Origin of the sequence: Dermacoccus sp. PE3, assembly GCF_001021715.1 — a bacterium.
In the GTDB taxonomy this organism is placed as follows: Bacteria; Actinomycetota; Actinomycetes; order Actinomycetales; family Dermatophilaceae; genus Dermacoccus; species Dermacoccus abyssi.
On the sequence record NZ_LDCM01000006.1, the window covers coordinates 24,289 to 49,978 of the forward strand.

27 protein-coding genes are annotated in these 25,690 nt (G+C 65.7%); 17 read left to right on the forward strand and 10 right to left on the reverse strand.

All coding sequences use genetic code 11. The features are described from left to right. Positions 1 to 86 precede the first annotated feature (86 nt). The 6 genes from AA983_RS15710 to AA983_RS14045 form a co-directional block, all read right to left on the reverse strand. A complete protein-coding gene (locus AA983_RS15710) occupies positions 87 to 542 on the reverse strand; it encodes a hypothetical protein (RefSeq protein WP_052947168.1) in 456 nt (151 codons plus the stop codon). A gap of 249 nt (positions 543 to 791) precedes the next feature. Then, positions 792 to 1,019 (reverse strand): hypothetical protein, encoded by a 228-nt coding sequence (locus AA983_RS14025; protein ID WP_047312932.1) that lies wholly within the window; start codon positions 1,017 to 1,019, stop codon positions 792 to 794. Beyond that, the gene (locus AA983_RS14030; protein ID WP_052947169.1) at positions 1,016 to 1,786 is read right to left on the reverse strand and encodes a ParA family protein; all 771 of its coding nucleotides are present in this window, start codon (positions 1,784 to 1,786) and stop codon (positions 1,016 to 1,018) included. The genes AA983_RS14025 and AA983_RS14030 overlap by 4 nt, the downstream gene beginning before the upstream one ends. Beyond that, complete coding sequence (locus tag AA983_RS15030; protein ID WP_197079029.1) at positions 1,783 to 3,273, reverse strand: ParB/RepB/Spo0J family partition protein; 1,491 nt, start codon at positions 3,271 to 3,273, stop codon at positions 1,783 to 1,785. The genes AA983_RS14030 and AA983_RS15030 overlap by 4 nt, the downstream gene beginning before the upstream one ends. A gap of 250 nt (positions 3,274 to 3,523) precedes the next feature. Further along, positions 3,524 to 3,841: a hypothetical protein gene (locus AA983_RS14040; RefSeq protein WP_156170458.1), complete on the reverse strand. Its 318-nt coding sequence runs from the start codon at positions 3,839 to 3,841 to the stop codon at positions 3,524 to 3,526. A 97-nt stretch (positions 3,842 to 3,938) separates the two neighbouring features. Then, on the reverse strand, positions 3,939 to 4,247 hold the full coding sequence (locus tag AA983_RS14045; protein WP_047312934.1) for a hypothetical protein: 309 nt from the start codon (positions 4,245 to 4,247) through the stop codon (positions 3,939 to 3,941). A 148-nt stretch (positions 4,248 to 4,395) separates the two neighbouring features. Between AA983_RS14045 and AA983_RS14050 the strand changes: the two genes are divergently transcribed. Then, positions 4,396 to 4,794 carry a hypothetical protein gene (locus AA983_RS14050; protein WP_156170460.1) on the forward strand — a complete coding sequence of 133 codons (399 nt, stop codon included), beginning with the start codon at positions 4,396 to 4,398 and terminating at the stop codon, positions 4,792 to 4,794. 616 nt (positions 4,795 to 5,410) lie between these two features. Here AA983_RS14050 and AA983_RS15565 read toward each other — a convergent pair. After that, complete coding sequence (locus AA983_RS15565; RefSeq protein WP_047312936.1) at positions 5,411 to 5,638, reverse strand: peptidoglycan-binding protein; 228 nt, start codon at positions 5,636 to 5,638, stop codon at positions 5,411 to 5,413. A 331-nt stretch (positions 5,639 to 5,969) separates the two neighbouring features. Between AA983_RS15565 and AA983_RS14060 the strand changes: the two genes are divergently transcribed. Beyond that, entirely contained in the window at positions 5,970 to 6,296 is a 327-nt protein-coding gene (locus tag AA983_RS14060) for a hypothetical protein (RefSeq protein ID WP_156170462.1), read from the forward strand. Positions 6,297 to 6,315: 19 nt separating this feature from the next. Further along, the gene (locus AA983_RS14065) at positions 6,316 to 6,519 is read left to right on the forward strand and encodes a hypothetical protein (RefSeq protein ID WP_047312938.1); all 204 of its coding nucleotides are present in this window, start codon (positions 6,316 to 6,318) and stop codon (positions 6,517 to 6,519) included. Positions 6,520 to 7,046: 527 nt separating this feature from the next. Here AA983_RS14065 and AA983_RS14070 read toward each other — a convergent pair. Continuing rightward, complete coding sequence (locus AA983_RS14070; RefSeq protein WP_047312939.1) at positions 7,047 to 7,772, reverse strand: RNA polymerase sigma factor; 726 nt, start codon at positions 7,770 to 7,772, stop codon at positions 7,047 to 7,049. A gap of 510 nt (positions 7,773 to 8,282) precedes the next feature. On the opposite strand from AA983_RS14070, the gene AA983_RS14075 reads away from it, so the two are divergent. After that, complete coding sequence (locus AA983_RS14075) at positions 8,283 to 8,705, forward strand: carboxymuconolactone decarboxylase family protein (RefSeq protein WP_082128961.1); 423 nt, start codon at positions 8,283 to 8,285, stop codon at positions 8,703 to 8,705. Beyond that, on the forward strand, positions 8,666 to 9,550 hold the full coding sequence (locus tag AA983_RS14080) for a sigma factor-like helix-turn-helix DNA-binding protein (RefSeq protein WP_082128951.1): 885 nt from the start codon (positions 8,666 to 8,668) through the stop codon (positions 9,548 to 9,550). The genes AA983_RS14075 and AA983_RS14080 overlap by 40 nt, the downstream gene beginning before the upstream one ends. Before the next feature lie 271 nt (positions 9,551 to 9,821). Here the strand turns inward: AA983_RS14080 and AA983_RS15875 are convergent, their stop codons facing one another. Together AA983_RS15875 and AA983_RS14090 are read right to left on the reverse strand one after the other, a co-directional pair. Continuing rightward, positions 9,822 to 10,475: a 4'-phosphopantetheinyl transferase gene (locus AA983_RS15875; RefSeq protein WP_047312942.1), complete on the reverse strand. Its 654-nt coding sequence runs from the start codon at positions 10,473 to 10,475 to the stop codon at positions 9,822 to 9,824. A 17-nt stretch (positions 10,476 to 10,492) separates the two neighbouring features. Then, positions 10,493 to 11,308 (reverse strand): NAD(P)-binding domain-containing protein, encoded by an 816-nt coding sequence (locus AA983_RS14090; protein WP_165357981.1) that lies wholly within the window; start codon positions 11,306 to 11,308, stop codon positions 10,493 to 10,495. 361 nt (positions 11,309 to 11,669) lie between these two features. Here AA983_RS14090 and AA983_RS14095 point away from each other — a divergent pair, with 361 nt between their 5' ends. The 12 genes from AA983_RS14095 (at position 11,670) to AA983_RS14150 (ending at position 25,645) form a co-directional block, all read left to right on the forward strand. Then, complete coding sequence (locus tag AA983_RS14095; RefSeq protein ID WP_047312944.1) at positions 11,670 to 13,205, forward strand: MFS transporter; 1,536 nt, start codon at positions 11,670 to 11,672, stop codon at positions 13,203 to 13,205. A 146-nt stretch (positions 13,206 to 13,351) separates the two neighbouring features. Then, positions 13,352 to 14,809: an FAD-binding protein gene (locus tag AA983_RS14100; protein WP_082128953.1), complete on the forward strand. Its 1,458-nt coding sequence runs from the start codon at positions 13,352 to 13,354 to the stop codon at positions 14,807 to 14,809. Between the two features lie 151 nt (positions 14,810 to 14,960). Further along, positions 14,961 to 15,455, forward strand: a complete 495-nt coding sequence (locus AA983_RS14105) for a VOC family protein (RefSeq protein ID WP_047312945.1) — start codon at positions 14,961 to 14,963, stop codon at positions 15,453 to 15,455. Positions 15,456 to 15,472: 17 nt separating this feature from the next. After that, the gene (locus tag AA983_RS14110; protein ID WP_047312976.1) at positions 15,473 to 16,339 is read left to right on the forward strand and encodes a hypothetical protein; all 867 of its coding nucleotides are present in this window, start codon (positions 15,473 to 15,475) and stop codon (positions 16,337 to 16,339) included. Positions 16,340 to 16,418: 79 nt separating this feature from the next. Further along, positions 16,419 to 17,306: a PhzF family phenazine biosynthesis protein gene (locus tag AA983_RS14115; RefSeq protein ID WP_052947175.1), complete on the forward strand. Its 888-nt coding sequence runs from the start codon at positions 16,419 to 16,421 to the stop codon at positions 17,304 to 17,306. Between the two features lie 13 nt (positions 17,307 to 17,319). Beyond that, complete coding sequence (locus tag AA983_RS14120; protein WP_047312946.1) at positions 17,320 to 19,125, forward strand: gamma-glutamyltransferase family protein; 1,806 nt, start codon at positions 17,320 to 17,322, stop codon at positions 19,123 to 19,125. A 191-nt stretch (positions 19,126 to 19,316) separates the two neighbouring features. Next, a complete protein-coding gene (locus AA983_RS14125; RefSeq protein ID WP_197079031.1) occupies positions 19,317 to 20,531 on the forward strand; it encodes an aminotransferase class V-fold PLP-dependent enzyme in 1,215 nt (404 codons plus the stop codon). Continuing rightward, positions 20,528 to 21,319: a tryptophan 2,3-dioxygenase gene (locus AA983_RS14130; protein WP_047312947.1), complete on the forward strand. Its 792-nt coding sequence runs from the start codon at positions 20,528 to 20,530 to the stop codon at positions 21,317 to 21,319. The genes AA983_RS14125 and AA983_RS14130 overlap by 4 nt, the downstream gene beginning before the upstream one ends. A gap of 130 nt (positions 21,320 to 21,449) precedes the next feature. Then, positions 21,450 to 22,508 carry a methyltransferase gene (locus AA983_RS14135; RefSeq protein ID WP_304413401.1) on the forward strand — a complete coding sequence of 353 codons (1,059 nt, stop codon included), beginning with the start codon at positions 21,450 to 21,452 and terminating at the stop codon, positions 22,506 to 22,508. Then, complete coding sequence (locus tag AA983_RS14140; RefSeq protein WP_047312948.1) at positions 22,486 to 23,382, forward strand: alpha/beta hydrolase; 897 nt, start codon at positions 22,486 to 22,488, stop codon at positions 23,380 to 23,382. Before AA983_RS14135 ends, AA983_RS14140 begins: the two co-directional genes overlap by 23 nt. Positions 23,383 to 23,420: 38 nt before the next feature. Further along, a complete protein-coding gene (locus tag AA983_RS14145; protein WP_156170466.1) occupies positions 23,421 to 24,551 on the forward strand; it encodes a glycosyltransferase in 1,131 nt (376 codons plus the stop codon). Further along, the gene (locus AA983_RS14150) at positions 24,548 to 25,645 is read left to right on the forward strand and encodes an FAD-dependent monooxygenase (RefSeq protein ID WP_129666659.1); all 1,098 of its coding nucleotides are present in this window, start codon (positions 24,548 to 24,550) and stop codon (positions 25,643 to 25,645) included. The genes AA983_RS14145 and AA983_RS14150 overlap by 4 nt, the downstream gene beginning before the upstream one ends. Positions 25,646 to 25,690: the final 45 nt, after the last annotated feature.

Genomic DNA, 25,690 nt, shown 5'->3' on the forward strand with positions numbered 1-25,690 from the left:
GGTGATTCCACTGGAATCGGGGACATCAACCGAGTCCCTCAGGAGGCTGGCAAGGTCCTCCTGCTCCCCCGCAGAATCAGCGGGCTCTACCGGGGCTGCTGCTTGCTCAGCTCCTGCGCGATCCACGCCTTGCGGGCCGCTTTGAACTCCTCGACCGTCGAGGGGTGATCCTCGGCCGACATCTCCCACAACGGGTGCGTCCGGTCGACGGGCATCCCCATCTCGTCCATGAACGGCATCGCGTCCTCCGGGGACATCTCCACCTCGCTCGGGTCGCTCTCCGGCTCCAGGAGCCACTCCGATAGCGCGATCTCCCGCGCGCTCTTGTCGATCGCGTTCAACCGCCCCACCCGCGCCAGGTAGTCCATCTGCGCCAAGCTCGCCGCCTGCTCGGCCTCCATCGCCGCCGCGCTCTGCGTCACCTGGTCCTCGATCTGCTCCCCCACGCTCGCGAAGAATGTCGTCGGGTCCTCGATCTGCGCGTACCGGCTCGGTAGCCACGTCTTCCAGTGCTGCTGCACTGTCTGCCCGTAGTTGTTCATCGCGCTCGTTCTCTCCCATTCCGAAGATGTCGAAAGCCATCTGCTGGTCGGGGGTCCCCCGCCGTCGCGCAGCCATGAGTCGTCCTTCCCAGAGAAAAGCAGGTTGCGACCACCATGCCAACGGCATCGACCCCACATCGGCCTACGAGCGTCATTCATGCTTGTCATCCCCTTCCTTGGACTGGTGACTGTGCGCGACCACGACGATTCGCGGTTTCACGCGGGTGTAAGTGGGTGATTCCAGTGGAATCACTCGTCGTCATCGAGCGGTCGACGCCCGACGTCGAGGTGCGCCACCGTGGGCCACGGGTGCCCCTGGTGGTGCTGCTGTTCCAAGTGCGCGACATGCGCGCGCACGGCGTCCGTGACGAGTTGCGACAGGCTGTAGGACGGGTCAACGGTCTTCATGCCCTTGACCGTCGCCCGGGCACGCGCACGCAGCGCCCCGGGTATTTGGGTGCTGAACGGTTCCTTCACGCGGGGATCACCCCCCGCTCCACGAGTGCGTCGAGCACCGCGGCGTAGTCACGGGTGACGCCCTCACGCGGCGCGAACACCGGCAGCGGTTCCCGGTGGCTGTATGCACCCGCAGCCTTAACGGAGCGCCGCACGTTCGGGGTGACGAGATCGCCGTAGGCCTCGCGCAGCTGCGCGATCGCGTCGGCGTAGAGGGCACCTGAACTGGCGGGTGGCACGATGCACGGCACGATCGCGCCTAGCTCGAGGTCCTTGTCGAAGTCCTCCGCGACCTCGGCGATCGTCCCCTCGAGGGCGCTGATGCCCTCGAGTTCCTTCGACGTCGGCTGGGTCACAGTGATGACTGCATCGGAGGCGACGAGTGCGGCGACGGTCATGAGCCCGATCGTGCCCGGGCAGTCGATGAGCACGACGTCGGCGGCCTCGAGTTTGCGCAGCGCCGTGGCCAGACGCAGTTCGCGCCCGGTGACCTGCTGCAATCGGATCGCCTGAGCGTGCACACCCTCGGTCGCCGGCACGAGGCGCACACCCGGCGTGTTTGTCTCGGCGAGGGCCTGCTCGAGGCTCGCGTCGCGCAACATCACGGACGCGCTCGTCACGTCGATCTCCTCAGGGTCCAACCCCAGCCAGCGCGTCGAGTTCGCCTGCCCATCGAGGTCGACGACCACGACCCGGCGCCCACGCTCGGCCAGGTGCGCCGCGAGGCTCACCACGGTCGTCGTTTTGCCAGCCGAACCTGCGGCGTTCGCTACGGTGATGACCTTCATGCCTGCTCCCCCTCGTTCTCGTGGTCCTGGTCCTTGGCCGCGTCCTCCTGGAGGCGGGCGCGGGCATCATTCACTTTTTCTTGCTCGAAATCGCTCAGCACGTACCCGCGCTCGGTGAGGTGCTCGAGGTACGCGATGTCTTCCGTCGACAGGTAGAGGCTGTGGGAGTTCTTGATCCGGTCTTCCCAGATCGCGAGGGTGATGATCCACGCGAGGTGCTCACGCGTCGAAGCCTTCTCGACGTTGGCCAACGCGTCGCGCCACTTCCAGTTCTCCTCGGGCGCCGGGCCGATGCCCGCACCCTGCGCCAACTGCCGCGCCAGGCCCGTCACGTGCGACATCATCGACTGCCCCGCCAACGCCGTCATCGTCAGCAACCGCGTCACCTCCGCCGTCGTCGGCTTGCGCATGACGGTCTCGGCCAAGAACGCCCGCCGCGCCTTCGTCGCGGCCTTGTCCGCCTTCACTCGCTCCCTCTGCTCCGCCTGCCCGTCGCTCGCCAGCGTGTTCGGCGAGGTGGGCACGCTGCGACGGTATGCCAGCGGCTCGACGTTCTCGCCCCACGACGTCGAGGGCGCGTACACGAGGTCGCCCCGCTCGCGGGCTGCCTCGACATCCTTCTTTGTGAGCAGCCGGTGGTCATACACCTTGAACTGTCCGAACGTCGCGGACGGGTCCTCGAGGAACTCCACACCCTCAGCATCGGCCTTCGCCCGTGCGGCCTCGACGCGGCGGGCACGCAGTACCGTCTGCCGTGCGTCATGAACGATGTCGGCGGGTGAGCGCGCCCACCCAGGCCGAGCCTCGACATCGGCCCATTGCGCGCCGATCTCCGCGAGTGTCTCCTCACTCTCGTCGGTCATCAACTCGACAGCCTTCGCTGGGGCGAGCACGTCCTCACTGACGGCCTGCTGCAAGCTCTCGGGCAGCTTGAGCAGCTTGAGACGCTTGGCGACGTGCGACTGCGAAACGCCCGCGTGCCGCGCCATGTCCCGCTGGCTCAGACCGCGCCGCTCCATGACCCGCCCGAACGCTTGCGCTTCCTCAATTGCGGTCAGCGCCTTGCGATGCACGTTCTCGTGCAGCACCGTCTCGTCGAGACGCGCAACGCCACGTCGCAGGGCCTGGAACGTGTCGAGGCCTGCGGCCTGCGCGGCCGCGCGACGACGGTGCCCCGCCAGCAGTACCCACGCCCGCCCGGCGACGGCCTCGGCGTGCTGCGGGTACTCCGCGACGAACTCGCCAGCGTCGACGACGAGGCCAGGCTGTAGCTGCCCCACCTCGCGCATCGAGTCGGCCAACTCCGCCACGTCCTGGACACGCGCCTCGGGGTTCTCCGGGTTGTCCGCGATCTCGGACAACGCCAGGAGCAACACACTCGACTCGTCCTGCGTGCGCACCGCGCTCACCAGCGACGCGCTCTTGCGCGCCTTCGGTTCACGGCGCTGCAGGGGCGCACCGCCCAAACCCGTCTTCTTCTCAGCCATCATCTGACCTTTCGTCTACTGCGAATAAATGTATGTATTAGGGGCCGACAATCGGGGATCACACGCCGTTGATTCCACTGGAATCACAGATCGGCGGGGCGGCCCGTACGCGGGCACCCATGCCGGTGACCGCCGTGGATGACGACGTGAAACCCGCACGTGCTGCACCGGCCAGGCCCACGCGGCGGCTCGAAACCAGGCTGCAACGCCATGGTCTCAAGCGGGCGGGGACCGGGTGATTCCACTGGAATCACCCGAGGTCGAGGGCGGACAACACGGCCACATCCTCGTGCGTACGCTCTTGGCAGGAGGCGTCGCACAGCTGCCCGAGCTCGGCGCCGCACTCCGGGCACGGACTGAGCAGGTCGAGCAGAGCGTTGAGGTCCTCGGCGCGGTCCTCGTTGATCGTGGCGCGCAAGTCGTCGACCTCGACGAAACGCTTAGTCGTCTCGGCAGTGGCCATGTCGCGGGCGAGGACGTCGGCGCGTTGCGCTTCGCGGTCGACGAGCAGGTCGCGAGTCACGCGCAGGGCGTGCAGGCCGTCGAGGGTGCGGGTGATCGTGGTCATGGTGTCCTTCTTTCGCTCGTTCTCGGGAGGGGTGGCAAGCATGGTCAGTTGCCCCGTCACGGGGCCTTCGCTGGAGAGGTCTCGCATGGCACGCGGCTCACGCGGTCGCAGCCAGTGAGAGCTCGGCGTACAGCAGGCCTTCGTAGTGGCCCAGGCGCGAGCCGGTCTCGGGATGGACGGCCAACCAGCACGCGTCCTCGCGCCACTCGATCTGCCACCCGGCTGGGCTGATCTGCTCGAACAGGTCCGGGCCGGAATAGACGGCGTCGGCTCGAGAGCCAGCGTCGGCCGGATCGAAGACGCGCACGAGGGCGACGACGCCCTCAGCGGTGGTCGGCTGTGCGCGGCGCAGGGCCGTCACTTCGTCAGCGCAGAACTGGGAAAACTCACTCGTGGGCTTGCTCATCGAGGCCACTTCCTCAGGTCGTCGGCCCTGCCGATCAGGGCCGCCTACGGCTAGTTAAGTGGATGCAGTGATTTAAGTCAATAGGGTGATGCAAGGCAAATTCCGATACCCTCGAACTGGACCAATCGGCTGGGAGAGGGAGGTGTCCGTGGGGGAGCGAGTCAATGCCTACTTCTACGACGCGGAGTTTGCTGACGCGAAGTCGGCGTACCTCGCAGACTGGCGCGCCGACCACGAGCACGCCGTGTTCCCAGCCTGGATCCACGCCGCCATCACGACCCATGCCGCACGCTCACCGCAGGAGCGCGCCGCACTCGCGCAAGAGCGCGTCATCCACTCCACGCGAGGCCAGATGCGCAACTGGACCGTCGCAGACGGCACTCACGACTTCATCACTGCCGCACGACGCGACGACGAACACCTCGACCGCTTCCTCGCCGAGAGCACCTGGATCGCCGAAGCCATTCACGCCGCCGTCAGACGCGCAAGAGAACGCCATGGTCAGTTGCCGTCAGCGCCGGCGCGCCTGCCTAACCGGCTCTCATAGCCCCACGGCGCTAGGCGCTAACCGGGCTGGCAGACCCTGTAATCTCAGCTTCTTGCGGCGTGTCCCCGACCGATGGAACCGATTTTTTCCGCGCCATCACTGGCCGCAGCGCCATCCCGTTGCCGACATGGTTGCGAAGGGGGTTCCGCAAAAAATAGATTTAGCTCACGACTTCCTCCTGGCCCACAGCCAGAACCTCGGATAGGTGCCTGCGGGCGCAAATCCCCCCGAGGAGGAAGGAGGACTGGATGTGGACATCAAATCGAAGCAACCAGTCGGTGCGAAGCCCTGCAAGCAGGGCAAGAGCCCAGAGATGCGAAAGCATCTCCAGGCTCTTGTCTGGAAGTTCCTACAGGGTGTAGCGCTAGCAGAAGGCTCACTGCTGGGCGACCTTCTGCGTCAACACCTAGGAAGCTGACGACTTCCTAGTCGAGGGTCCGTCGAGTTCCCGCTCGGCGGACCCTCTCAACATGCATGACGATAGTCCGCAGACTCTCACAGCGCAATGTGACTGTGATGCAGATCACGTTTTTCGTCGACTGCTGTCTCCCGGCTCACGAGAAGGGTGTTCGTGCGCGTGGCGATGGGCCTCCAGCCACCCCTCCTTCGCGTTCGCTCAGGCGTCCACGTAGTACATGTGGAGCGCGCGGAAGGTGGCCCGGCCGGCGACACCGTCGACGCCGAGGTGGTGCGCGCGCTGGAAGCGCACGACGGCCGCGCGGGTCTGCGGGCCGAAGACGCCGTCAGCGCGAATGCCGAGGTGGCGCTGCAAGTTCGCCACCGAGGCGCGCAGTTCCTTGTGCTCGCAGTTCGGCCCATTGAGCCGGACCTCGGCCGCGGTCATCTTGCGAGGCCGCTGGCCCTGATAGAGCGAGGGATACGTCGAGGCATTCGGGCTCGAGGGAGTGCAGGACGGGTGGGCGGCGGCGTTGCTTGCAACCGACGTCCCCGCAACTGCGAGCCCCCCGAGCGCGCTGGCAGCCAGCGCGCCAGTCGCGACGACCTTCTTCGCAGCATGGCGCCAGTGCCGATTCTGGCTCCCGTCGCTACGAGGCGTGATCGAGAAAGACGAAATACCGTTCATGACAGGAACTCACTTTCCGAGAAGGGAAGGTGGTTCCGCGTGTGCCCACGGCCATTGGACCACAGATCCTCGGCCAGCGGAGGTTGAGGGCATGCAACGTCCCCGGCCAGTACAGCTAGCAGCGGTGCTGGCGTATCAGGGGACCCTGCGACGCATCCACGCAGATCAGGAGATGGCGCGGCAACAGCGGGACGCAGATGTGCAGAGCCAGGAGAGCGCCGACGCGTTGGCTCGGTGGTGGGATGTCAGCTCTTGGCTCTGGGAGAACCGGCGTGAGCTAACTCCCGACGAGATGGAGAAGGTCATCGAGTCTCTGCGTGATTCAATGATGCACAAGCCACACGGCGCGATCCTGGTGGCCTTGACGTCCGCTCTCATGCGAGAAGACGAGCACCCTGAGGAGGTAGCTGATGAGTAAGCCAAGGCACGATCGTGGGATGACCAGCGCCAAGGTCTCTTCGGTAACGTCGGCCAAGAAGGCGTCCAAGACGGCGCGCAGCTCGATCTCGGGCAAGTTCGTCTCCAGCAGTTCCGGGGCTCGGAACCCTTCTCCGGCGGGCACTTCGCTGGCTCAGCGCCGTGCATCGTTGATCAGGAGCATTGAGACCAGGGCCAAGGACCTTCCTCAGGGGCCGATCTGAGGCCGGATCTCGAGTTGTTCCCTCAAACGTAGTACCGGGGGTTTCGACCGCACTTGAGATCAAAACCCCCGGCTTCGGTTCGGGTGCGTGTCGGGCGCACCCGAACCGTCACTTACCTTCGGTGATGCTGGTGTTGGGCCAGCGTGCTGCAGCAGCAGAGCTGATGTAGCGGCCTGTGATGGCGGAGCGGTGGGCCCCGTTACCTGCGCTTGGGACAGACTGCGTGACGGTTGTTCGGGGTGAACGACCAGCGCTCGGCTTGGGGACGAAGCGTCCCGTGCTTGCACTACGTGTAACTGTTCGACGTGCCATGTGCGATTTCATCTCCTTTCGTTGTGTTCACCCCAGATGCGTTGCATCGAGGGCTCACCCTCTTTCTAAGTAACCAGAGCGACCGTTTCCCTCAGCGCTTCGACTATTTCTGACGATTGCGGCGCGGATCTCTCTGGACGTCGCATGGCGCATCTGCATGACGTCTCGACCGCCGAGGGAAGAGCGCGCAATCAGGCTGTCGAGCTGCCGGCGTGCTAGCTGGCCTTGCGCTGACTCTTCCACCGCGCCTTCTCCCTCGTAATCAAGTTCTCTACGGCCTTGGCGTTCTTGAGCCCAGGGACCTTTTGCGCAATCTGCACGTACGTGTAGCCCTCGACGTACTTCAACCGGAAGACTCTCGCGGACAGCGGCGACATCTGCGCGAGCACCGCTTCCATCCGCTCCTGCTCGATGGTGACAGTCGCAGGGTCAGCGCTTCGCACTCTTTCTGTGTCGTAGAGGACCGGACGAGAGCGCCTTGTCTCTTCTTGGCGCAGCCAGGTGCGGTAGACGTTGGCGTACTGGAGCTTGCACTGGCCGATGAAGTAAGTGGCCAGGCTGGCGCCCTTTTCTGGTTTCCAGGCCCCTCGCTGGAGGATCTTCTTGAACTCGCGGATGGCCAGCGCGGTGGTTTCACCGGCCAACGAGACGACGGTCTCTTCGTCCTGCCAACCCTGAGGGCAGGGACGGATTGACCTGTTCACCCGCTTCATCTCTGGGTAGATCTTGCCGGTTGCGATCCAGGCGCGCATCACGGCGAAGCCATACTCAGCGAGAGCATCAGCGACGGGCATCCAAGCGTCGTCGGACCACTCGTAGAGCTGGAGCGCTAAGACAGTCTCTGCGTCATAGCGAAGCCTCTTTGCGTGGTCGATCTGATCGAGGGCAGCGCGTTGTACGCCCGGGGTGGGCGAGTACGGCGGGCTTGCCTTCGATGCCAAGCGTCCCTCCCGACAGCATGAGCGGCGGACGCCGTTCATGCTGTTCTAAGTATCGACGGATGCCGTTTCCCTCGCGCGCCCAGAAATTTTTCTGGAGTGCACGAGTAGGAACCTCCACCTCGGCAGCAACGGAGGCCTCATCGGCACCAGCGCAATGCTGGGCACTGGACTGACTGGGCCGGTAGCTCAAACGAAGGTTTGTGCACCGTCCACACCGTGCTGCAGCGTGCATTTGGGGTGGGCGTTGTGCATGCACACTTGCCGAGGGCGGGGTGTACCCCACCCCACGCAAGTAGGAACCCCCTCAGATGCACACTCTCGGACAAGGGGAATCTAGGGATGGCCCTATCGGCACACTCGGACGCTCGGGTCGGCGGCTTCGCACCAATCGGTCAGCCGCAGTCCTCGGCTGTTGCAAAAACCTTCGTTTGAGCTACATGCCTGAACGGAACAGCGCTCGGGGTGTCACATTTCGCGGTCCTGTCTCGTCGTAGGGGCATGACTCCACGAATGAATCTGCACAAGTCCCACCGTCTCGGCATGGCGGCCGTTCTCGGCCTTGAGGCCTACAGCCGCACCCACGTACAGAGCGGTCTGTACGAACTCGTCCAGTTGCGCGCATCGATCCTGAACCAGTGCAGGTACTGCATCGACGTGCACACCAAGGCGCTGACCAAGCGCGGTGAGACTCCCGAGCGCATTCAAGCGCTGCATGACACGAACCTCGATCCAGCGGTCTTCGAGCCCCGAGAGATCGCAGCTCTACGGCTCACGGACGCCGAGACGCACTTGGCCGATGGTGGCGTGCCTGACGAAGTGTGGGCCGAGGCGGGCAAGCACTTCACCGACTCCCAACTTGGTGATCTGGTCATCGCTATTGCGACGATCAATGTGTGGAACAGGATCGGCGTGACGACACGCAGGCAACCGTGACTCTGACGGATGCGTGGCTGGAAGATCGCCGCCGCCTGACCTGCTTGGCCTACGACATCCTCGGCGAATGGGGGCGCGCCGAGGATGTCGTGTCACTGGCGTGGGAACGCGCCCACCGGCATGAGGGGCACGTAGCGAACCCATCGGCTTGGCTGCGCACGGTCACGACTCGCCTGGCCATCGACGAAGCCCGTACCGCGCGAGTCCGTCGCGAGTCGTACGTCGGTACCTGGCTTCCCGAACCTGTCTCGAGTGATGGCAGCTCGCCCGAGGACCTCGCGCTCGACAGGGCGATGCTCAGCCTGGGCCTCCTGCGGGTCCTGGAAGAGCTCGACCCCCTCGAACGCGCAGTGTTCGTCTTGCGTGAGGGCTTTGCCGTGCCCTACGCCGAGATCAGCGAATGTGTCGGACGGGCGCCTGCGGCATGTCGACAGATCGTCAGTCGCGCCAAACGCCTCCTACCCTCGATCGATCACGCCCCGATCGACGAAGACCGCAGAGTCCTATCAGCCCTGGTGGCCGCGATTGTCGATGGCGACGCATCGAGCGCAGTCGATCTCATCTCAGATGGGTGCGTGCTGTGGAGCGACAGCGGGGGCACGCTCCGCGTGGCTCCACGGCCCATCATCGGGGCGGACAAGATCGTGCGCTTCTTCCTTGGTGTCCAACGCAAGAACCCCGTCATCCGCACCCAAACGGTTCGGGTCAACGACTCCGTTGCTCTGCTCTTCGAAGCCGCCGATGGCTTGCGACTCGTTACTCTCGAACGCAACGCCCGACGCGAGGTGACAGGCCTTCAACTGCACGCGAACCCGATCAAGATGAAACGTGTCGTCAGCACCTAACCCTGAGCGGGTAACCCCGGGACAACACCCGTCGTGAAGCGGTGCTCCTTCGGCCCAGCGAAGGTGACACATGCTGTGTACTCCTCTCGCACCCGCTCGGTCGAGGGGTGTACGCCGTCAGAAGGCGAGGAGTGCCCACACGCCGAGTGCGAATGCGACAACTACTCCGACTTCGTGTGCAGTCACAAGCTGTGACGCATGACTGTGAGAGGGAACCTCGCAGCGCCGGAAAGGGCACCGGGCGAACTTGGTCCACCGACCTTCGATGGTGTCACTTACCCCCGCGCGAAACAGCCACCCCTGTCATCACGAAACCACCTGCCGTCACGAAACGACCGGAAACCCGAGACAGGGCATCACCCTCGCTCACCTCGAACGGGGTGTGGTCTCGGATTGCCGCCGTGAATGACGCGGTCGAAGGTTCGAGACGCACGTCGATCTCGCGGAAGTCCACCCAACGGCGTGTCATGGGGAACCAGGCCTTCAGCACCGCCTCCTTGGCGCTGAACAGAATAAGGTCCCACTGCACTTCGGGCATGTGGCGTCGCAGGGGAGTCAGGCGGATTCGTTCAGGCGTCGTCGCCACCGCCCCCATCACCCCGTCGGGCAAGGGAAGGTGCGGTTCTGCGTCGATTCCCAGTCCGATGATGTCGTCACGACGGGCTACGGCAGCCGCCCGGTACCCCGAACAGTGGGTGATGCTTCCCACCACACCCGGGGGCCACAACGGCTCACGTGCGGGCCCTGCAAGGATCGGCCCCTGGTGCGAGCTGCCCAACGCCGCCAGTGCCGATCGGGCACACCGGCGGGCCGTGATGAATTCGCGCCTCCGCCCCTCCACCGCCCTAGCGATCAGGTCGGCCTCTCCGACATGAGGAGCCTCACTGGGAACATCTGTGAAGGCCTCGGCTACCACGCACTCCATCGGCAGCGCTCGTGCGATCACGCCGGGCCCTTGAGCCTGTCGAGGACCTGATCTAGCACCTCGTGCAACGGATCTATCCGCTTATCCAACCAGTGGGTTCGCACGAACTCGTTCACCCCTCCCGGAGTTTCGTGATGGGAGAGGGCCTCCGCGATCGGATCGGCAGGGTCGAGATCGGCGACCGCTCCTTGAGCCAGGGAGATCACGAACCGTTCTGCATCCGCCGGCGGCACGCCGCGCGCCACAGCCCAGTCGGTCAGCGCCTTGAGGTAACCGAGGAGCGACGACATAGCGGCGGCGGGAACCTGCAGTGCGTCGAAGGGGCCTTCCTCGACGATAAGCGTTCCCCCCAACAGGTCGAACAATGCGCGCACGGTCGGGTGGTCATGGGAGACGACTGTCAGACCAGCCCTGCGACTGACACTCACCTGGACAGTTGCTCGCACGACCGTGACTCCGGGGCCGAGGATCGTCGCAAGCTGCTCCGTCGACACTCCGGCCACGACGCTGACGACCACAACATCCTCGGGCACGGTCACTCCGGACAAGGCATCATCGATCTGGTCCGGCCTGACGCAGAGGAAAACGACCTCGCTTCCCTCCACGACAGCCTGATTGTCCGGGCAGACCTCGACAGCGTCGTGTCGCTGGGCGAGGAGGCGGGCGTTCTTCGCGCCGCGTGGGGAAAGGAGGATCTTCTGCGCAGCATCGCCGATGCCGCGGACGAGTGCTGACGCCATCACTCCTACGCCGATCATTCCGATGGTGGGCAGGTGAGGGTGGGGACGGAACGTCGCAGAAGGTGTGGACTCCGAAGTCAGATTTCCATTCACGGCCACCACCATAATCACGTGTCCGCCCATCGCTCCGTGCGCACGATCCACCGACGACCCGCGCGGAAGGAACGGCGAACGCACCCTGAGAACGACCGGTGCGTCTCATGCAGACCTCTACGCAGGGGTGTTGTCTAGTCCAACGATTTTCCTTCCCACGCGGGCACGTTCGACAATCTCCCATGAGATGAACTTTGAGGAATGTCAGGGCAATTTTGACCCAGACTTTTGACAGTGGCCCGGACGCACCGCGACCGACGCGCCTAGAGTCGGGCGGGCCCGACCATGTGCCATCCACCGACCGACCTGCGGCTCTCACATCTTGCGATACCGAGAATCCCGCGCGAACGGAGAGTGATGAATGACTGATGCCTTGGCCCGGAGTGCCCCGTCGCGTGTGAGCCCATGGGGCGGCCTATTCCTGCTGATGTTTCCCATAGTCGTCCTGGCACTCGACCTGAGCGTGCTGTTCCTGGCTACACCGGTTATCACTCGGTCGCTCGGAGCATCCCCGGCAGAGGTGCTCTGGATCACCGATGTCTACGGGTTTTTCATTGCGGGATTCCTCATCCTCATGGGAACCCTCGGTGATCGCGTGGGTCGTCGGCGACTACTCGTCTGGGGCAGTGTCGGTTTCGCGGCTGCTTCCGCTTGCGCAGCGTTTGCCCAGTCACCCGTAGCTCTCATCGTCGCGCGCGCTGCCATGGGTCTCGCCGGCGCGACATTAATGCCGTCGTCCCTCTCACTCATCCGCGTTCTGTTCCCCGCCGAACAGCAGCGCCAGAAGGCGATCGCCGTCTGGATGACCGCTTTCTCCGGTTCGATGGCGCTGGGCCCGGTCCTCGGAGGATGGGTGGTCGATTCGCTGTGGTGGGGTGCCATCTTTCTCATCCCCGTCCCGTTACTGCTGGTTTTCGCTGTCCTGGGCTCCCGAATGCTGCCCGAATACAAGGTCGCCGAATCGCCGCCGCTCGACGCGGCCAGCTCAGTCATGGTCCTGGTCTCCATGCTGGGAATGGCGTACGTGGTTAAGGCACTGGCCGGGGGCGTCCTGGACGCTCTGACGGTGGGGTTGGCCGTCGTGACCGCTGCCGTGTCAATCGCGACAGGCCGACGGCAGTTCGTCGTGCCTCACCCTTTGATCGACCCTGCGCTCCTGAGGGATCGCCGACTGCTGATCGCCCTGTTCGTGCTCTCGGCCGGGATCATGTCGATGAACGGTATGTATTTCCTGTTGCCCCAGTACCTCCAGCACATCGTGGGTCACTCCGCACTGCACACCGGGCTCCTGTTGCTGCCAGTAGCGCTGGTGTCGATTCTGGCGTCCGTCAGCACTCCGATGCTGGCCGGACGGATGAGGCCATCCTTCGACGTCGCGCTCGGCGCGGCGGTCGCCGCTGTCGGCTTCACCGGCTGGGTGGTCTGGGCTGGGCACGTCGGCACGGCGGTCCTCATCACCCTGGCCTGCATCGTCGCGGTGGGTATCAGCATCATGGGCGTGATCATGACTGACCTGGTGGTGGGCGTGGCACCGTCGGAGCAAGCCGGGGCCGCAGCTGGGATGTCCGAGACCGCCAATCAGATGGGGGTGGCGCTCGGCGTTACCCTCTTCGGTTCGGTACACCTGTTCTTCTACCGATCCGCTGTCATGAGCGACCCGGCCCCGCTGGACGGCAGGCTCAGGGAGGCGGCTGCCTCTTCGGTGGCCGACGTGGCGTCGCTCGCCTCACAGGGCGGAGGGCAGGCCCTGAAGGACGCCGCGGAGAAGGCTTTCGTCGGCGGCATGTCGGCGGCGGGCGCGATTGGCCTGATCGCCATGCTGGCGTCCCTTACCGTCGCTCTCACGGTGCTGCGGAACGCGACGACCGACGAGCTCGACGCCGACAAGGGGGGGTGACGGGATAGACGGCCAATTACCTACAGCGCATCGAAACGACCGACCCGTCGTGTCGTCAGGCATGACGTTCGGGGCCCGGCAACGGCAGGGTCTGCACGCGATCCGTGGCCCCGTGACACGAGCACACCCACATCAAGGAGAAGCCTGTGACAGTTCAGTCTGCATCCACTGCCCCCACAGCGAGCCACGGCTACGGGTTCTCAATATCCACCCGCGCCTGGGTTACCGACGCGCCTCCCTCGGATGATATCGATCCGGTGCCGACCCTGGACGGCGACCTCGTCTTGGACGCCGAAGCGCGCGCCCGCGTCTCGACGGATCTCGGCGCCATCGTCCGGTGCGAGCCCTCTGCCATCCTGCGCCCGGGATCGACGGAGGACATCGCGGCCATGGTCCGATTCTGCGCACGGCATGACATCGGCGTCTCCGTGCGCGGTCAGGCCCACACGACTCTTGGGCAGACTCTCGGCGATGGGCTGGTGATCGAGAACCGCCACCTGTCCCGCATTCATGAGATCGGGCTCGACTCCGCGGAGGTGGACGCGGGTGCGACCTGGAAGGAACTCCTGAAGCGCACGGCGGACATTGGACTCACCCCACCGGTGCTCACCGGGTACTGCGACTTATCGATCGGCGGCACACTCTCGGTCGGCGGCATCGGAGGACTAGTCGGGGGCCTGCACACCGGCCTCCAAGTCGACCACGTCCTCGAACTTGAGATCGTGACCGGCACAGGTGACGTCGTGCGCTGTTCCGCAGATCGAGAGGCAGACCTCTTCCGAGCCGCCCTGGGTGGGCTCGGAAGAGTCGGAATCATCACCCGTGTGGTGATCCCCCTGGTGAAGGCTCCGGAGCGGGCCCGGACATACACGATGCAGTACGCGGAGACAGCGCCCTTCTTCGCTGATCTGGGGACCCTGACCGAGCGGGACGGCATTGACCACGTGTACGGGGAGATGTTCCGCACCGACGACGCAACGCTCTTCCTCCTGCACGCAACATCGTTTTACGACCCCCCGACCGTCCCTGATGACGTGGCGCTCGGCACGGGCCTGTCGGCCGACCCAAAGATCGACGACCGCGCCTACCTGGAGCACACCTTCCTCATCGACGAGGCCGTCGACGGGTTCATCGACGATGTGGGCTGGACCTCCATGGTCAAGCCGTGGTTCGACGTGTGGCTGCCAGGCTCTACGGCGGAGACCTGTGTCGAGGAGATCATGAAATCCGTGTCTCCCGAGGACATCGGTCCCTACGGTGCAGGGCTCCTCTATCCGCAGCGCCGATCACTCACCGGGATGCCGACCCCACGTCTACCGGATCCGGACGGATCTGACTGGGTGTTCGTGCTGGACCTCAACACGGTCTCCGCCTCGACCACACCCGAGGAGGGATTCGCCGAACGCATGCTGGAGCGAAACCGACGTATGTTCGCGCGGGCGCGGGATGCCTATGGGGCACGGCTCTACCCCATCGGTTCCGTCCCATTCGGTGAGAAGGACTGGAGGGACCACTACGGAGCGGAGTGGGAGACCGTCCAGGCCTCAAGGGCCAAGTTCAACCCGCGCGGCACGATCACTTCAGGACGACAGTTCATCGCCTGATTACCCGCCATGGGGCGTTTCTTTGAATTTCTTTGCGTTACCTCTGATGGTTTCGGCGGTGGGAAACCCGAAAGGATTGACAGTATCCACGATGCGTCGGGCCCTGAGTCCGGGTGCCGACGTCTGTTCGACGGCCGGAGGAGGACACACTGTGACCACAACCGAAACGACGTCGCACCCCGACGTCGATTGTTCGCCGCAGTTCAACCACATCGCAATCCAGACCGATGACGTCGAGGGCACCACCCTCTGGTACGAGAACTACCTCGGAGCCACGGTCCAGTGGTCGATGGATACCTTCTCCGACCTTACGACCGCCCGGCTTCCTGGCATCAGCCACCTCGTCGAGGTGAAGGCAGGAAACCTGCGGCTTCACGTCTTCGATCGGCAGGGTAACGACCTGGCCGCCCCGCAGGATCTACAGCGCCGGTTTCAACATCTGGGAGCGACGGTCGAACGCGCAGAGCACCTCACCTACCTGCGTGAACGGTGGTTCGAGGTCCGCGACACCGGAGACTACCGTTGGGTGCGGGATGACGAACCCAGTGAGATCGTCGTCGACTCTCAGGGCATGCAGAGCCTGTACGTGTTCGACCCGAACGGGCTGGAGTTCGAGTTCGTCTACTTCCCGGAGACTCCGCAGTGAGGGCAGAAGCAACCGTCTTGGCCACAGGCACTGACCTCATACCGGGGTTGTTGTTCCTGCCGCCCAGGGACGAAGACTGGTCCCCGGACGACGGAGCAGTCACCGAGGCGCCGCCCGTCGTGGAGGTCGGCGACGCATTCCGACGCCTCGGTGCCGAAGCACCCGAGGATCCGGAGCGCCTGTTCTGGTTCCGCTGGGTCATGGGCCATCACGTCTCGCTGCTGACCTGGCGGCTCATGGGCGACGTCCTCGCCGACGTGCACCAGGACATCCCCGACAGCCAGCACCGCCAAGCGCTCTGCCAGTACATCGATGCCTACAGCGTGGCCCTCGTCTACACCTCCACCGTTCCCCGAGCCATCTATCACTCGGAGATACGGCGACGGATGGCCCTGCAACATCCCGCCTTCAGCGGGACCTGGGCGGGGGACTACCGCCCGGTGGCCCGTCTGATGCGAGGGCGGGCAAGCTGGCTGGAGGACCCAAGCTGCGCCGATGTGGCCGATTCCGTCGCACGGAACACGGCGATCCACGATTACATCGCCGACCATCTCGTGCCTGACGGGGGATCCCTGCTCCGGGAGGCCGTCGACACGGCCGGCTCCTCGGTGTCTATGGACAAGGAGGATCTCTTCGACAACTTCTTCATGACGATCCGCCGCCCCACGACCCGGATCGAGGCGTTGCGACAGTTGGCCGAGCGGGTCGGTCTGATCGCGGAGGACCTCGAACGGTACGGGCTCTACCCCCTCGTCGACGGGGTGCATCACCCGGTGCTGGGCGCCGACACGGAGCGGGAAACGGCCGACCTCGTATCTCGCACGCCTGAAATCCTCGCCGCCGCACTGCGCTCGGCCACGGCGCAGATGAGAGGAACCCAATGATGCGCGCGTCGGTCGGTTCCTCACGCCCTCATTCGAAGACGGATCAACTCCGAGAAAGCACCGCACCGGAGGTTGTGTGATGAAGCTCGTTCACGCGGACATGTTCGGCGCGGATGCTGGATCGGGCAGCCCGCTCCTCGTCCTCATCCCAGATGAGGACGAGGAGCGCCACGGGAAGTCTCTCTCACCGGACGACTTGTCCTACTGGGCGACGGCGTGGTTGCGGAAGTCCGGAGCCGACGAGGTCGTCCTCGTTACTGACGTCGAGGCCAGGGAACGCAGCTGCCGGCCTATGGTGTTCGGTGCCCGGGGCGTCACGCCGTTCATCACCCACTCGATGGCGGGGGTAGCCACGGCCCTGGTGAGCACGGGGGCCCTTGAGGCCGGTTCGGTGACACTCCACGGCCCCGACTCCTCCCCGCAGGTGTGGACCGACGGCTCCCGCATCGAGGCGCGTTTGGTGGGCCCCGTGATCGACGACGTCGCGTCGGACATCCACGAGTTCCGCCGAGATGCACGGGCGTGGCGTGTGGGCATCGGGCGCGGATTTCTCGTAGTCGACGTCGACGACCATCCGTTGCAGTGCCCAGCCCCCGACGTCGACAGCATGGAACGTGCCGGTCTGACGGACCTCACCTACCTTCGGTGGGCTGCTGGTGAGAGCAAATTGCAGGCGCGTGTGTTCGCCCCGGGCTTTGGAATGCCGGAGGACGCCGGCTGTCTACCCGTGGCGGGAGCGCTGTCGGTATCCGCCTTTATGCGCGCACCCCGGCTGGAGCGCGTCGAGATCACGCAGGTGTCCGGACGCGGCAGCTGCAGTCATCTCACCGCCGTCGGCACCGTGCGCGACGGCCACGCGGACGTTGTCCTGAGCGGCCGTGTCCACGCGGAAAAGGCTGTCGAGGTTTCGGGTCCGCCGGCTCAGATCTTCGCTGACGTGGACCCCACCGACCACACCACGACATGAAGGGAGATCGACCATGACAACGCGACCCGAGATGTGGGGTGATCGCGGAGTGGTCGCGAGCACCCATTGGCTCGCCAGCGCTGCGGGTTCCTCCATGCTCGACCGGGGCGGTAACGCTTTCGACGCCGTCGTCGCCACAGGGCTTGTACTGCATGTCGTCGAACCACACCTCAACGGTCTTGGTGGCGACCTCGCGATGCTGGTCCACGACGGGGCTTCCGGCACCACGAGGGCCATCTGCGGGCAAGGCCCGATGCCGGCAACGGCGACGATTGGGCATTTCGAGGGACTCGGGCTCGATCATGTTCCCGCGAGCGGCCTCCTGGCTGCGACCGTACCCGGTGCCTTCGGCGCGTGGATGCGGATGCTTGAGGAATACGGTCGACTCCCGCTGCGTGAGGTCGTCGAACCGGCAATCGATCACGCCCGAGCGGGGGTACCACTGCTGCCGAAGGCTGCCGAGATGATCGCCGCGGTCGCCCCGGTGTTCACGGACCATTGGCCGACGTCCGCGAGTGTCTACCTTCGCTCAGACGGAACCGCACCCATCGCCGGTGAACGACTGCGCAACGCGCAGCTCGCGGACACGCTGGAACGGCTCTGCGCCGAGGGGTACGCGAAGGGACGATCCAGGGAGGGCGTGATCAGCGCGGCCCGCGACGCTTTCTATCGGGGTTTCGTCGCCGAGGTTGTCGACCGCCACGTCACGTCCCAGTCAATGCTGGACTCCACGGGTGATCACCACCGTGGCCTTCTGACCGGGGATGACATGGCAGGCTGGCACCCCGGTATCGAAGAGACGGCGACATACCGGTTCGGTGACTGCACCGTCCACAAGTCCGGCCCGTGGACCCAGGGCCCGGTGTTTCTTCAGCAACTCGCACTGCTCGACGGAACAGAGCTGGCACGCACCGACTTCCTCGGCCCCGACCACCTACACCTCGTCATCGAGGCCGCGAAGCTCGCCTTCGCCGACCGTGAGGCCTGGTACGGGGACCCGATCATGACGGCCAACCGGACGGCCGAACTGCTCGCAGCCGGATACAACGCGAAGCGACGTACACTTATCGGCGATCATGCCTGCGGCGAACTGCGCCCCGGGAGCCTCGCCGGTGTCCCCGGACGCCTTCCTCGTATCCCGCTCACAGACCTCGAACCGACGGACCCGGCGTGGCTGACCCAGTTGCGCGAGGGTATCCCGGTGACGGTGGCCAAAGCCCTCGAGGCCACCCGCACGAACGGCGACACGTGCACCGCTGTCGCAGCCGACGCCGAGGGCAACATGGTCGCAGCAACGCCCAGCGGCGGCTGGTTGAAGAGTTCACCGGTTTTGCCGGGATTGGGGTTCGCCCTCGGCACCCGAGGTCAGATGGCCTGGCTGGACGCAGACCATCCCAACGCCCTCGCTCCCGGCAAGCGTCCGCGGACGACCCTGAGCCCCACCATCGTCGAGCGAGACGGGCGTGCGGAGTTGGCCTTCGGCACACCGGGCGGTGACCAACAGGATCAGTGGACCCTCCAGGCGTTCCTCGCCCACGCCGTCTTCGGTCGTGGCCTGCAGGAGGCCGTGGAATCACCTCAGTTCCACACGAACGCCCCTCCGACCTCCTTCGCCCCGAGGCGCAGCATGCCGACGTCAGTGTCCGTCGAGCCCGGAATCACGGACAGCACGATCACCGAACTTCGCCGACGCGGCCACGACGTCCGATTGGCGCCGGCGCGCTCCCTGGGCAAGGTGTGCATGGCGGCGGTGACGTCCGATGGGTGTCGTGGGGCTGCAAGCCCGAACGGGGCGCAGGCCTACGCGATCGCCACATAACCCTGAGATTTCTTGCGCTTTCTTTGACGGTTACCTGATGGAAGTACCGAACGCCGCATGCCTACGGTGATCGTACCTTGAGGTTGCGGGGCCGGACCTGTGCGGGTGACGGCCTCGGGGGCGCGCTCCCGGGGCAGCGCTGCACCTGTGTCGGCCGGCCAGAGTCCACACCACATCGACAGGAGTTCACTGTGTTGGCCAATTGTGAAGCGGCCCGTCGTCATGATTCCTCGGACCCGCTGACCGACTACGCCGAGCGCTATCGCACCGAAGGGCTGGTACATCTCAACGGCAACTCGTTGGGCCCGGCCCTGATCGACCTTGACGACCGGCTTGCGGAGGTGACCGCGACCTGGGCCTCCCGACAGATCGGTGGATGGTTCGGCGACGGCTGGCTTAGCTTGCCGCGCACGGTCGGGGACAAAATCGCCGGTCTCGTCGGGGCGACCCCCGGCAGCATCGTCGTGCCAGGGGAGAGCACGTCGACCGTGCTGTTCAACGCTTTGATCGCAGCCCTCCGCATGGGCGCGGACGGACGCGTGGAGGGCTGCGCGAACGAACTCCTCGTGGAGGAAGAAGCATTCCCCACCGACCACTACATGGCCGCATCCACGGCCCGCATGTTCGGGTGCAATGTGGTGACGGTACCGGCCGATGACCTTCCCGAGACCGTGACCGCGCACGGGGCTCGCGTCGCGGCGGTGCTCACGTCTCCGGTGGACTTCCGGACCGGTCACCGTCGCGACATCGCAGCGCTGACGCGGGTATGCCGCGCCAGCGGTGCCGTGTCCGTCGTCGACCTCAGCCACGCAGCTGGGGTGCTCCCCGTCGAACTCGACGCCTGGGGTGTCGACCTGGCGGTCGGTTGTGGTTACAAGTACCTAGGCGGCGGCCCCGGAGCGCCGGCATTCCTGTACGTTGCACCGCGTCGTCGAGACACCGTCGATCTCCCCCTGACCGGGTGGCACGGCCACGCCGAACCCTTCATCATGTCGGCGACGTTCCGACCGGCCGAATCCATCGACCGCGGTCGGATCGGAACCCCCCAGGTGCTCTCTCTGGTGGCTCTGGATCACGCACTCACGCCTCTCGTCGAGGTGGGGACAGCCGAGCTCCATCGGCGGTCCGTCGACCTGGCGACGACGTTCATCGACGTCCTCACGGAACGCCGCCCGGACCTCGCAGAGCGGATCGTCACTCCTATCGACCCCAGTCGACGAGGGGCCCACCTCGCTCTGCGACACGAGGACGCCGATCAGGCAGAACGCATCCTGTTCGAGCGCAACGTCCTCGTCGACTCCCGCGGCCCGGACCTCCTCCGCGTCGCGTTCTCCCCTCTGATCCTGACGCACGAACAGGTCTACTCGGCCGCCCGGATCATCGAAGACGTGTTGGAGGTGGCATGACTACGAACACAGAGGTACCCGAATACGTGGCCTACGCCCACATGGACACGCTGCACGACCTTGCACGACCGCGCAGCGATGTCCGGGGCGAACTGACCTTCATTCTCATCAGTCAGGTCCAGGAATTGTTGTTCCGGGCGCTCATCCACGATCTCGACCAGGCACGTTCCCGACTCTGCGAGGACGACACCGAGGCCGCCTGCGCTGACCTCGGTCGCGCCTGCCGCACGCAACGCGTCCTCGTCGCGTGCTGGGAGACGATGAATGGGATGCCACCGGACGAGTTCGTCGCCTTCCGCGACGTCCTCGGGGATGCCTCAGGAATCCAATCCTTCGCGTACCGGGAACTCGAGTTCCTCATGGGCAACCGCCCGGCAGGACACGTCCGCGCCGCCCGCGACGACGGGCATCCACGCGTTCGTGACGAGCTGGCTCGACCCTCGGTGTACGACGCGGCCCTCGGCCACCTCGCCCGCCTTGGGTACGACGTACCCAAGGCCGTACTAGCGCGGGCGGGAGACCAGCACGAGCCCGACGCCGGCGTCGAGGACGTGTGGCTGACGATCTACCGCGACCCGTCGCGACACCGGGCGGCCCACCGCCTCGCCGAGTCACTCACCGAGGTGGCCTACCAGTTCTCACACTGGCGGGCCGCGCATCTCCTCACGGTCGAGCGGATGCTCGGCGGCAAGGGCGGTACGGGCGGCACCGACGGCGCCTCCTGGGTCCGGGCGGCCAATGAACACCGCTTCTTCCCTGACTTGTGGACATTTCGGAGTCGGCTGTGACCGAGCTGCAGCCGCGTGACGCAGGGTTCGTCTCCTCCTTCCGGCCCCGCTTCACAAGAGCCACTTCACACGTTGATCGATCACCGATCACGGCGCGACGGCCGCGCCACGACCGACAGGAGTCCTTCCAGTGACCAAGACGGCCGACCTCACGCAATTCATCCCGACCATGTTCGGGTTCGCTGCGTTCCAACACTTGCGCGCAGCCTGCGAGCTACAACTGTTCGAATTCCTGGGGCAGAACGGCCCGGCGACAGCCGAGGAACTCGCGGAGGGATTACACCTTCCTGGTCGCTCGGCCCGCACTCTGCTCCTCGGCACCACCGCCCTCGGCCTCACGGTGGTGGACGACGGCGTGTACCGGCTAGACGATCACATCCGGCAGGCGATGGACGACGGCACATGGCCCCTTATCCGCGACATCGTCGAGTCCCAACACCGCCTCACCTACCTGCCCGCCGGTGAGTTCACCGAATCGCTCCGCTCGGGTCGCAACGCCGGCCTCAAGCATCTGCCCGGCACCGGTGACGACCTCTACACACGGCTCGAGCAGAACCCCGAGCTCGAGAACCTCTTCTTCCGCGGCATGACCGCATGGTCCGAGCTATCCAATCCCGTCCTGCTGGATCGGGTCAACTACAGCAACGTCGACCGGATTCTCGACGTGGGCGGTGGCAGCGCGGTCAATGCGATCGCCTTGGCGAAGGCCCACCCTCACCTCCACATCACAGTCTTCGACCTCGGGGGCGCGGTGGACGTGGCCCGGTCGGCCATCGAGACGAGCGGGCTGTCGGACCGGATCTCGGTCCACGTGGGTGACATGTTCACTGATCCCTTCCCCGAGGGGCACGACCTGATCCTTTTTGCGCACCAGCTCGTCATCTGGTCGCCGGAGAAAAATCGAGAGTTGCTCCGTCGCGCGTACGACGCCCTGCCCGATGGCGGGCGTGTCGTCGTGTTCAACGCCTTCAGCGACGACGGTGGAACCGGGCCACTTTACACAGCCCTGGACAGCGTGTACTTCACGACTCTCCCGGCGGGCGCCTCCACCTTGTACGAGTGGCGTGAACACGAGGAGTGGCTCGCGGACGCCGGATTCGGCGATGTGACCCGCACCCCCTCTACCAGCTGGACACCGCACGGGGTCATCGAAGGACGCCGCATCCATGGACCGCGCGACCCTTCCTGATCAGCAGCCGAGCGTCGGTGACCCCTCACTCGACCGGGAGTACTCGCCGAGCACGATGGCGAAGGACATGGCGGCGACGTTGCAGCACTACCGTCGAGTCGGCGACCTCGTCCGCACCCGGCGGCAGGTGCACGAACGCATCCGGTACGGAGCGTCCGACGCCGAGATCTGCCATATCTTCCCGTCCGGATCCGGGGCGACGGCACCGACCCTCGTGTTCGTCCATGGCGGGCACTGGCAGGAGTCGAGCATCGACGACGCCTGCTTCGCGGCTGACGACTCCCTCCGCGCAGGGTTCTCCTACGTAGCTGTCGGATACGGGCTGGCGCCGACGCGGTCCCTGGAAGAGATGATCGACTCCGTCGCCCGTTCCCTGCGGTACGTCCTCGCGGACGGCCATCGATTCGGTATCGGTGGGGGCCGGATCCACGTGGCGGGCTCGAGCGCCGGAGCACACCTCCTCGCGGCTGCGCTCACGCGTTCCGACGTCCCGCGCGTGAGCACCGCGCACCTGATGTCCGGACTCTACGACCTCGCCGACATCCCGCGGACGTATGTCAACGACGCCGTCGGGCTGACCGAGGATGCGGCCGCGGCAGCCAGTCCGACACGGATGGCCGCCCCGGCCTGCGACGATGTGCACCTGTCCGTCGGCCGCTTCGAGACGCAGACATACCTGCGGCAACAGGAGCGGTACGCGACGCACCTTCGCACCCTCAACGTCCCGGTTCGGACCGAGATCGTGGACAACCACGATCACTTCACCCTGCCCCTCGCCCGATTCGACGGATCCACTTCGGTCGGCCGGGCGGCGTTCGCCGCGATGCGACGCGCCGACGCGGCCGCCGCACCGATAGGAGGGAGCCATCTATGAAGTACCTGTTTACCTCGATGCCAGTCCCCTCGCACCTCATGCCCCTGGTGCCACTCGCCCAGCAACTGCAGCTCGACGGTCACTCCGTCCTGTTCGCCACCACCGGCCCCGCATCAGAGGCCGCCCGCCGTGCAGGTGTGGGCACCGTCGACGCGGGCGGGCGGTTGGACGCCCGTGCGCCGTACGACCGCCTGCTGCAGACCCTCGCCGACGGTAACGCGGGCAAGGAGACTCTCGATGAGGATGCGCTGACGGTTCATGGCCGGTTGTTCGGTGAGGTCGGCCTGAGGATGCTCGACGATCTCGTCGACATCGGCCGTCATTGGGGCGCCGACGCCGTCGTCTACCCTGGCATCCATTCCGCAGCGCTCGTCGCCGCACGCCAACTCGGTGCGACCGCCGTGCTGCACGGGTATGGATCGCCGCTGCCGACGTTCACCCCTGCCCTCGACCACATCCTGCGGGAGCGGAGCGACCTGCCCGACTCGCTGTCCGAGGCACAGGTCGAGATCGACGTCTTCCCTCCGTCGCTCGTGAACCATGCGGAGATGCCGTGGGACAACGGCCGGCCCGAACACCGGTTCACGATGCGGTACGGGTCGTACAACGGCGCCTCGGACGTGCCCATGTGGGTGTTGGAAAAGTCCTCCACCTCGCCACGCATCGTCCTCACGTGCGGATCCACGGACGCGTTGGCTCGTCGAGGCGAGACTTACCGCCGGATCATCGAGGCACTCGACGGGACCGACTGCGAGATCGTCGTCCTCTCCGGGGGCGTCAAACTTGATCGCCTGCCCGAACCACTGCCCGCGAACGTTCGCGTGGAACAGTGGTTGCCGCTGAGTCTGCTGCTCGAACACTCCGACGCGATCCTCCACCACGGTGGCTCCGGCACCGTCCTCACGTCGCTCGCTGCCGGGATCCCCCAGGTGGGAATCCCCATGCCGGGTACCGTGAACATGTCCAACATGCAGTCGGTGGTCGCCCGTCGTGCTGGCACCACGGTCGACCTCGACGACCTCGACTCCACCGATCTCGCCGACGCCGTCCGGACGGCCCTGGCGGATCCTGCGCTGCGTGGCGCCGCCGAGAACGTGCGGGACGAAATGGCGGCCATGCCCTCCACTCACGCCGTCGCAGCCCAGCTCTCGGAGGTGATCCAGGCATGAGGGTCGCCGTAGTCGGGGGAGGCCCAGCCGGTCTCATGATCGCAGCGCTCCTGCGGAGACACGGCGTCGCCGAGGAGGTCGTCCTTTGGGAGCGCGAGCCGCTCAGGGACGTCGGCTTCGGAGTGTTGCTATCGCCCGGCGCGGTGTCGGCGCTCGGTCGGCTCGGCACCGCGGTCGCCGAGAGCGTCGCCGCTGCCTCCGTGCGAGGACGACGGATCACCGTGCGCCGCGACGACGAACAGTGGTCCAGTCCTGCCGGCCTCGAGCTAATGGCAATCGCCCGCTCCACGTTGAACCGCCTCCTCTGGCGCGAGAGCGAGGAGGCCGGGGTCCGTCTGCGAATCCACGAGGCGCCGGCGCTGGAGGCCCTGGCCCGCGTGTACGACCTCGTCGTCTGCGCGGACGGTGTGGGATCGGTGGCATCGACGAGCTGCCTCTCTGGCTCCGACACCGTCATCGGACCGCCCTTCGCCTGGCTGGGCCTGGACCGCGCCACCGAAGGGATGGAGTTCATCACGCGGCGAACCCCGCAGGGTACCTTCACCGCTCACGTCTACCCCTACTCCACCACAGCCAGCACGTTTCTTCTGGAGGGCAGGGCAGACCTCGACCTGAACCAGGTCACGGAAATATTCGGCCTCGGCATCCGGTGCGCACCCGGTCACGACTCGTTGGCGTGGCGGCGTTTCCACGACAAGACCCTGGACGTGTGGTCCCTCGACAACGTCGTGGCCGTTGGCGATGCTGCTCACACAGCGCACTACTCGGTCGGGTCCGGCACCACGCTGGCCCTGGAGGACGCCGTAGCGCTCCACGACGCCCTCTCCGCTGAGAGCGCACTGCGCACGGCACTCAAACGCTACGAGTCCAAACGTCGTCCTCCGGTCGAGGAGGCACAGTCCCGCGGGCGACTCAGCGCCGAATGGTTCACCCGGGTCGCGGAGTACACAGAGCTGCCGATGACCGACTTTGCCGCATCGCTTCTCACGCGTGGAGGACGCCTCGGCGGCCCGGCCGCGTGGCAGCGCCCAGGACCGTCGGCCCCGACCGGGGCCGCCTCGCACGCCGCAACCGAACGACACCCCGAGGAGTGACAGCGACACGGCACGGAGGAAGCGCCACGGCACCGGAGCCGTACC

Excerpts from the sequence above, each read along its gene's own strand:
- AA983_RS14115 (WP_052947175.1), top strand. The coding sequence starts at position 16,419 with ATGAAGCTCGTTCACGCGGACATGTTCGGCGCGGATGCTGGATCGGGC.
- AA983_RS15030 (WP_197079029.1), bottom strand. The coding sequence starts at position 3,273 with ATGGCTGAGAAGAAGACGGGTTTGGGCGGTGCGCCCCTGCAGCGCCGT.
- AA983_RS14075 (WP_082128961.1), top strand. The coding sequence starts at position 8,283 with ATGAATCTGCACAAGTCCCACCGTCTCGGCATGGCGGCCGTTCTCGGC.
- AA983_RS15875 (WP_047312942.1), bottom strand. The coding sequence starts at position 10,475 with ATGGAGTGCGTGGTAGCCGAGGCCTTCACAGATGTTCCCAGTGAGGCT.
- AA983_RS14045 (WP_047312934.1), bottom strand. The coding sequence starts at position 4,247 with ATGAGCAAGCCCACGAGTGAGTTTTCCCAGTTCTGCGCTGACGAAGTG.
- AA983_RS14065 (WP_047312938.1), top strand. The coding sequence starts at position 6,316 with ATGACCAGCGCCAAGGTCTCTTCGGTAACGTCGGCCAAGAAGGCGTCC.
- AA983_RS14120 (WP_047312946.1), top strand. The coding sequence starts at position 17,320 with ATGACAACGCGACCCGAGATGTGGGGTGATCGCGGAGTGGTCGCGAGC.
- AA983_RS14060 (WP_156170462.1), top strand. The coding sequence starts at position 5,970 with ATGCAACGTCCCCGGCCAGTACAGCTAGCAGCGGTGCTGGCGTATCAG.
- AA983_RS14130 (WP_047312947.1), top strand. The coding sequence starts at position 20,528 with ATGACTACGAACACAGAGGTACCCGAATACGTGGCCTACGCCCACATG.
- AA983_RS15710 (WP_052947168.1), bottom strand. The coding sequence starts at position 542 with ATGAACAACTACGGGCAGACAGTGCAGCAGCACTGGAAGACGTGGCTA.
- AA983_RS14140 (WP_047312948.1), top strand. The coding sequence starts at position 22,486 with ATGGACCGCGCGACCCTTCCTGATCAGCAGCCGAGCGTCGGTGACCCC.
- AA983_RS15565 (WP_047312936.1), bottom strand. The coding sequence starts at position 5,638 with ATGACCGCGGCCGAGGTCCGGCTCAATGGGCCGAACTGCGAGCACAAG.
- AA983_RS14145 (WP_156170466.1), top strand. The coding sequence starts at position 23,421 with ATGCCCCTGGTGCCACTCGCCCAGCAACTGCAGCTCGACGGTCACTCC.
- AA983_RS14040 (WP_156170458.1), bottom strand. The coding sequence starts at position 3,841 with ATGACCACGATCACCCGCACCCTCGACGGCCTGCACGCCCTGCGCGTG.
- AA983_RS14030 (WP_052947169.1), bottom strand. The coding sequence starts at position 1,786 with ATGAAGGTCATCACCGTAGCGAACGCCGCAGGTTCGGCTGGCAAAACG.
- AA983_RS14150 (WP_129666659.1), top strand. The coding sequence starts at position 24,548 with ATGAGGGTCGCCGTAGTCGGGGGAGGCCCAGCCGGTCTCATGATCGCA.
- AA983_RS14095 (WP_047312944.1), top strand. The coding sequence starts at position 11,670 with ATGACTGATGCCTTGGCCCGGAGTGCCCCGTCGCGTGTGAGCCCATGG.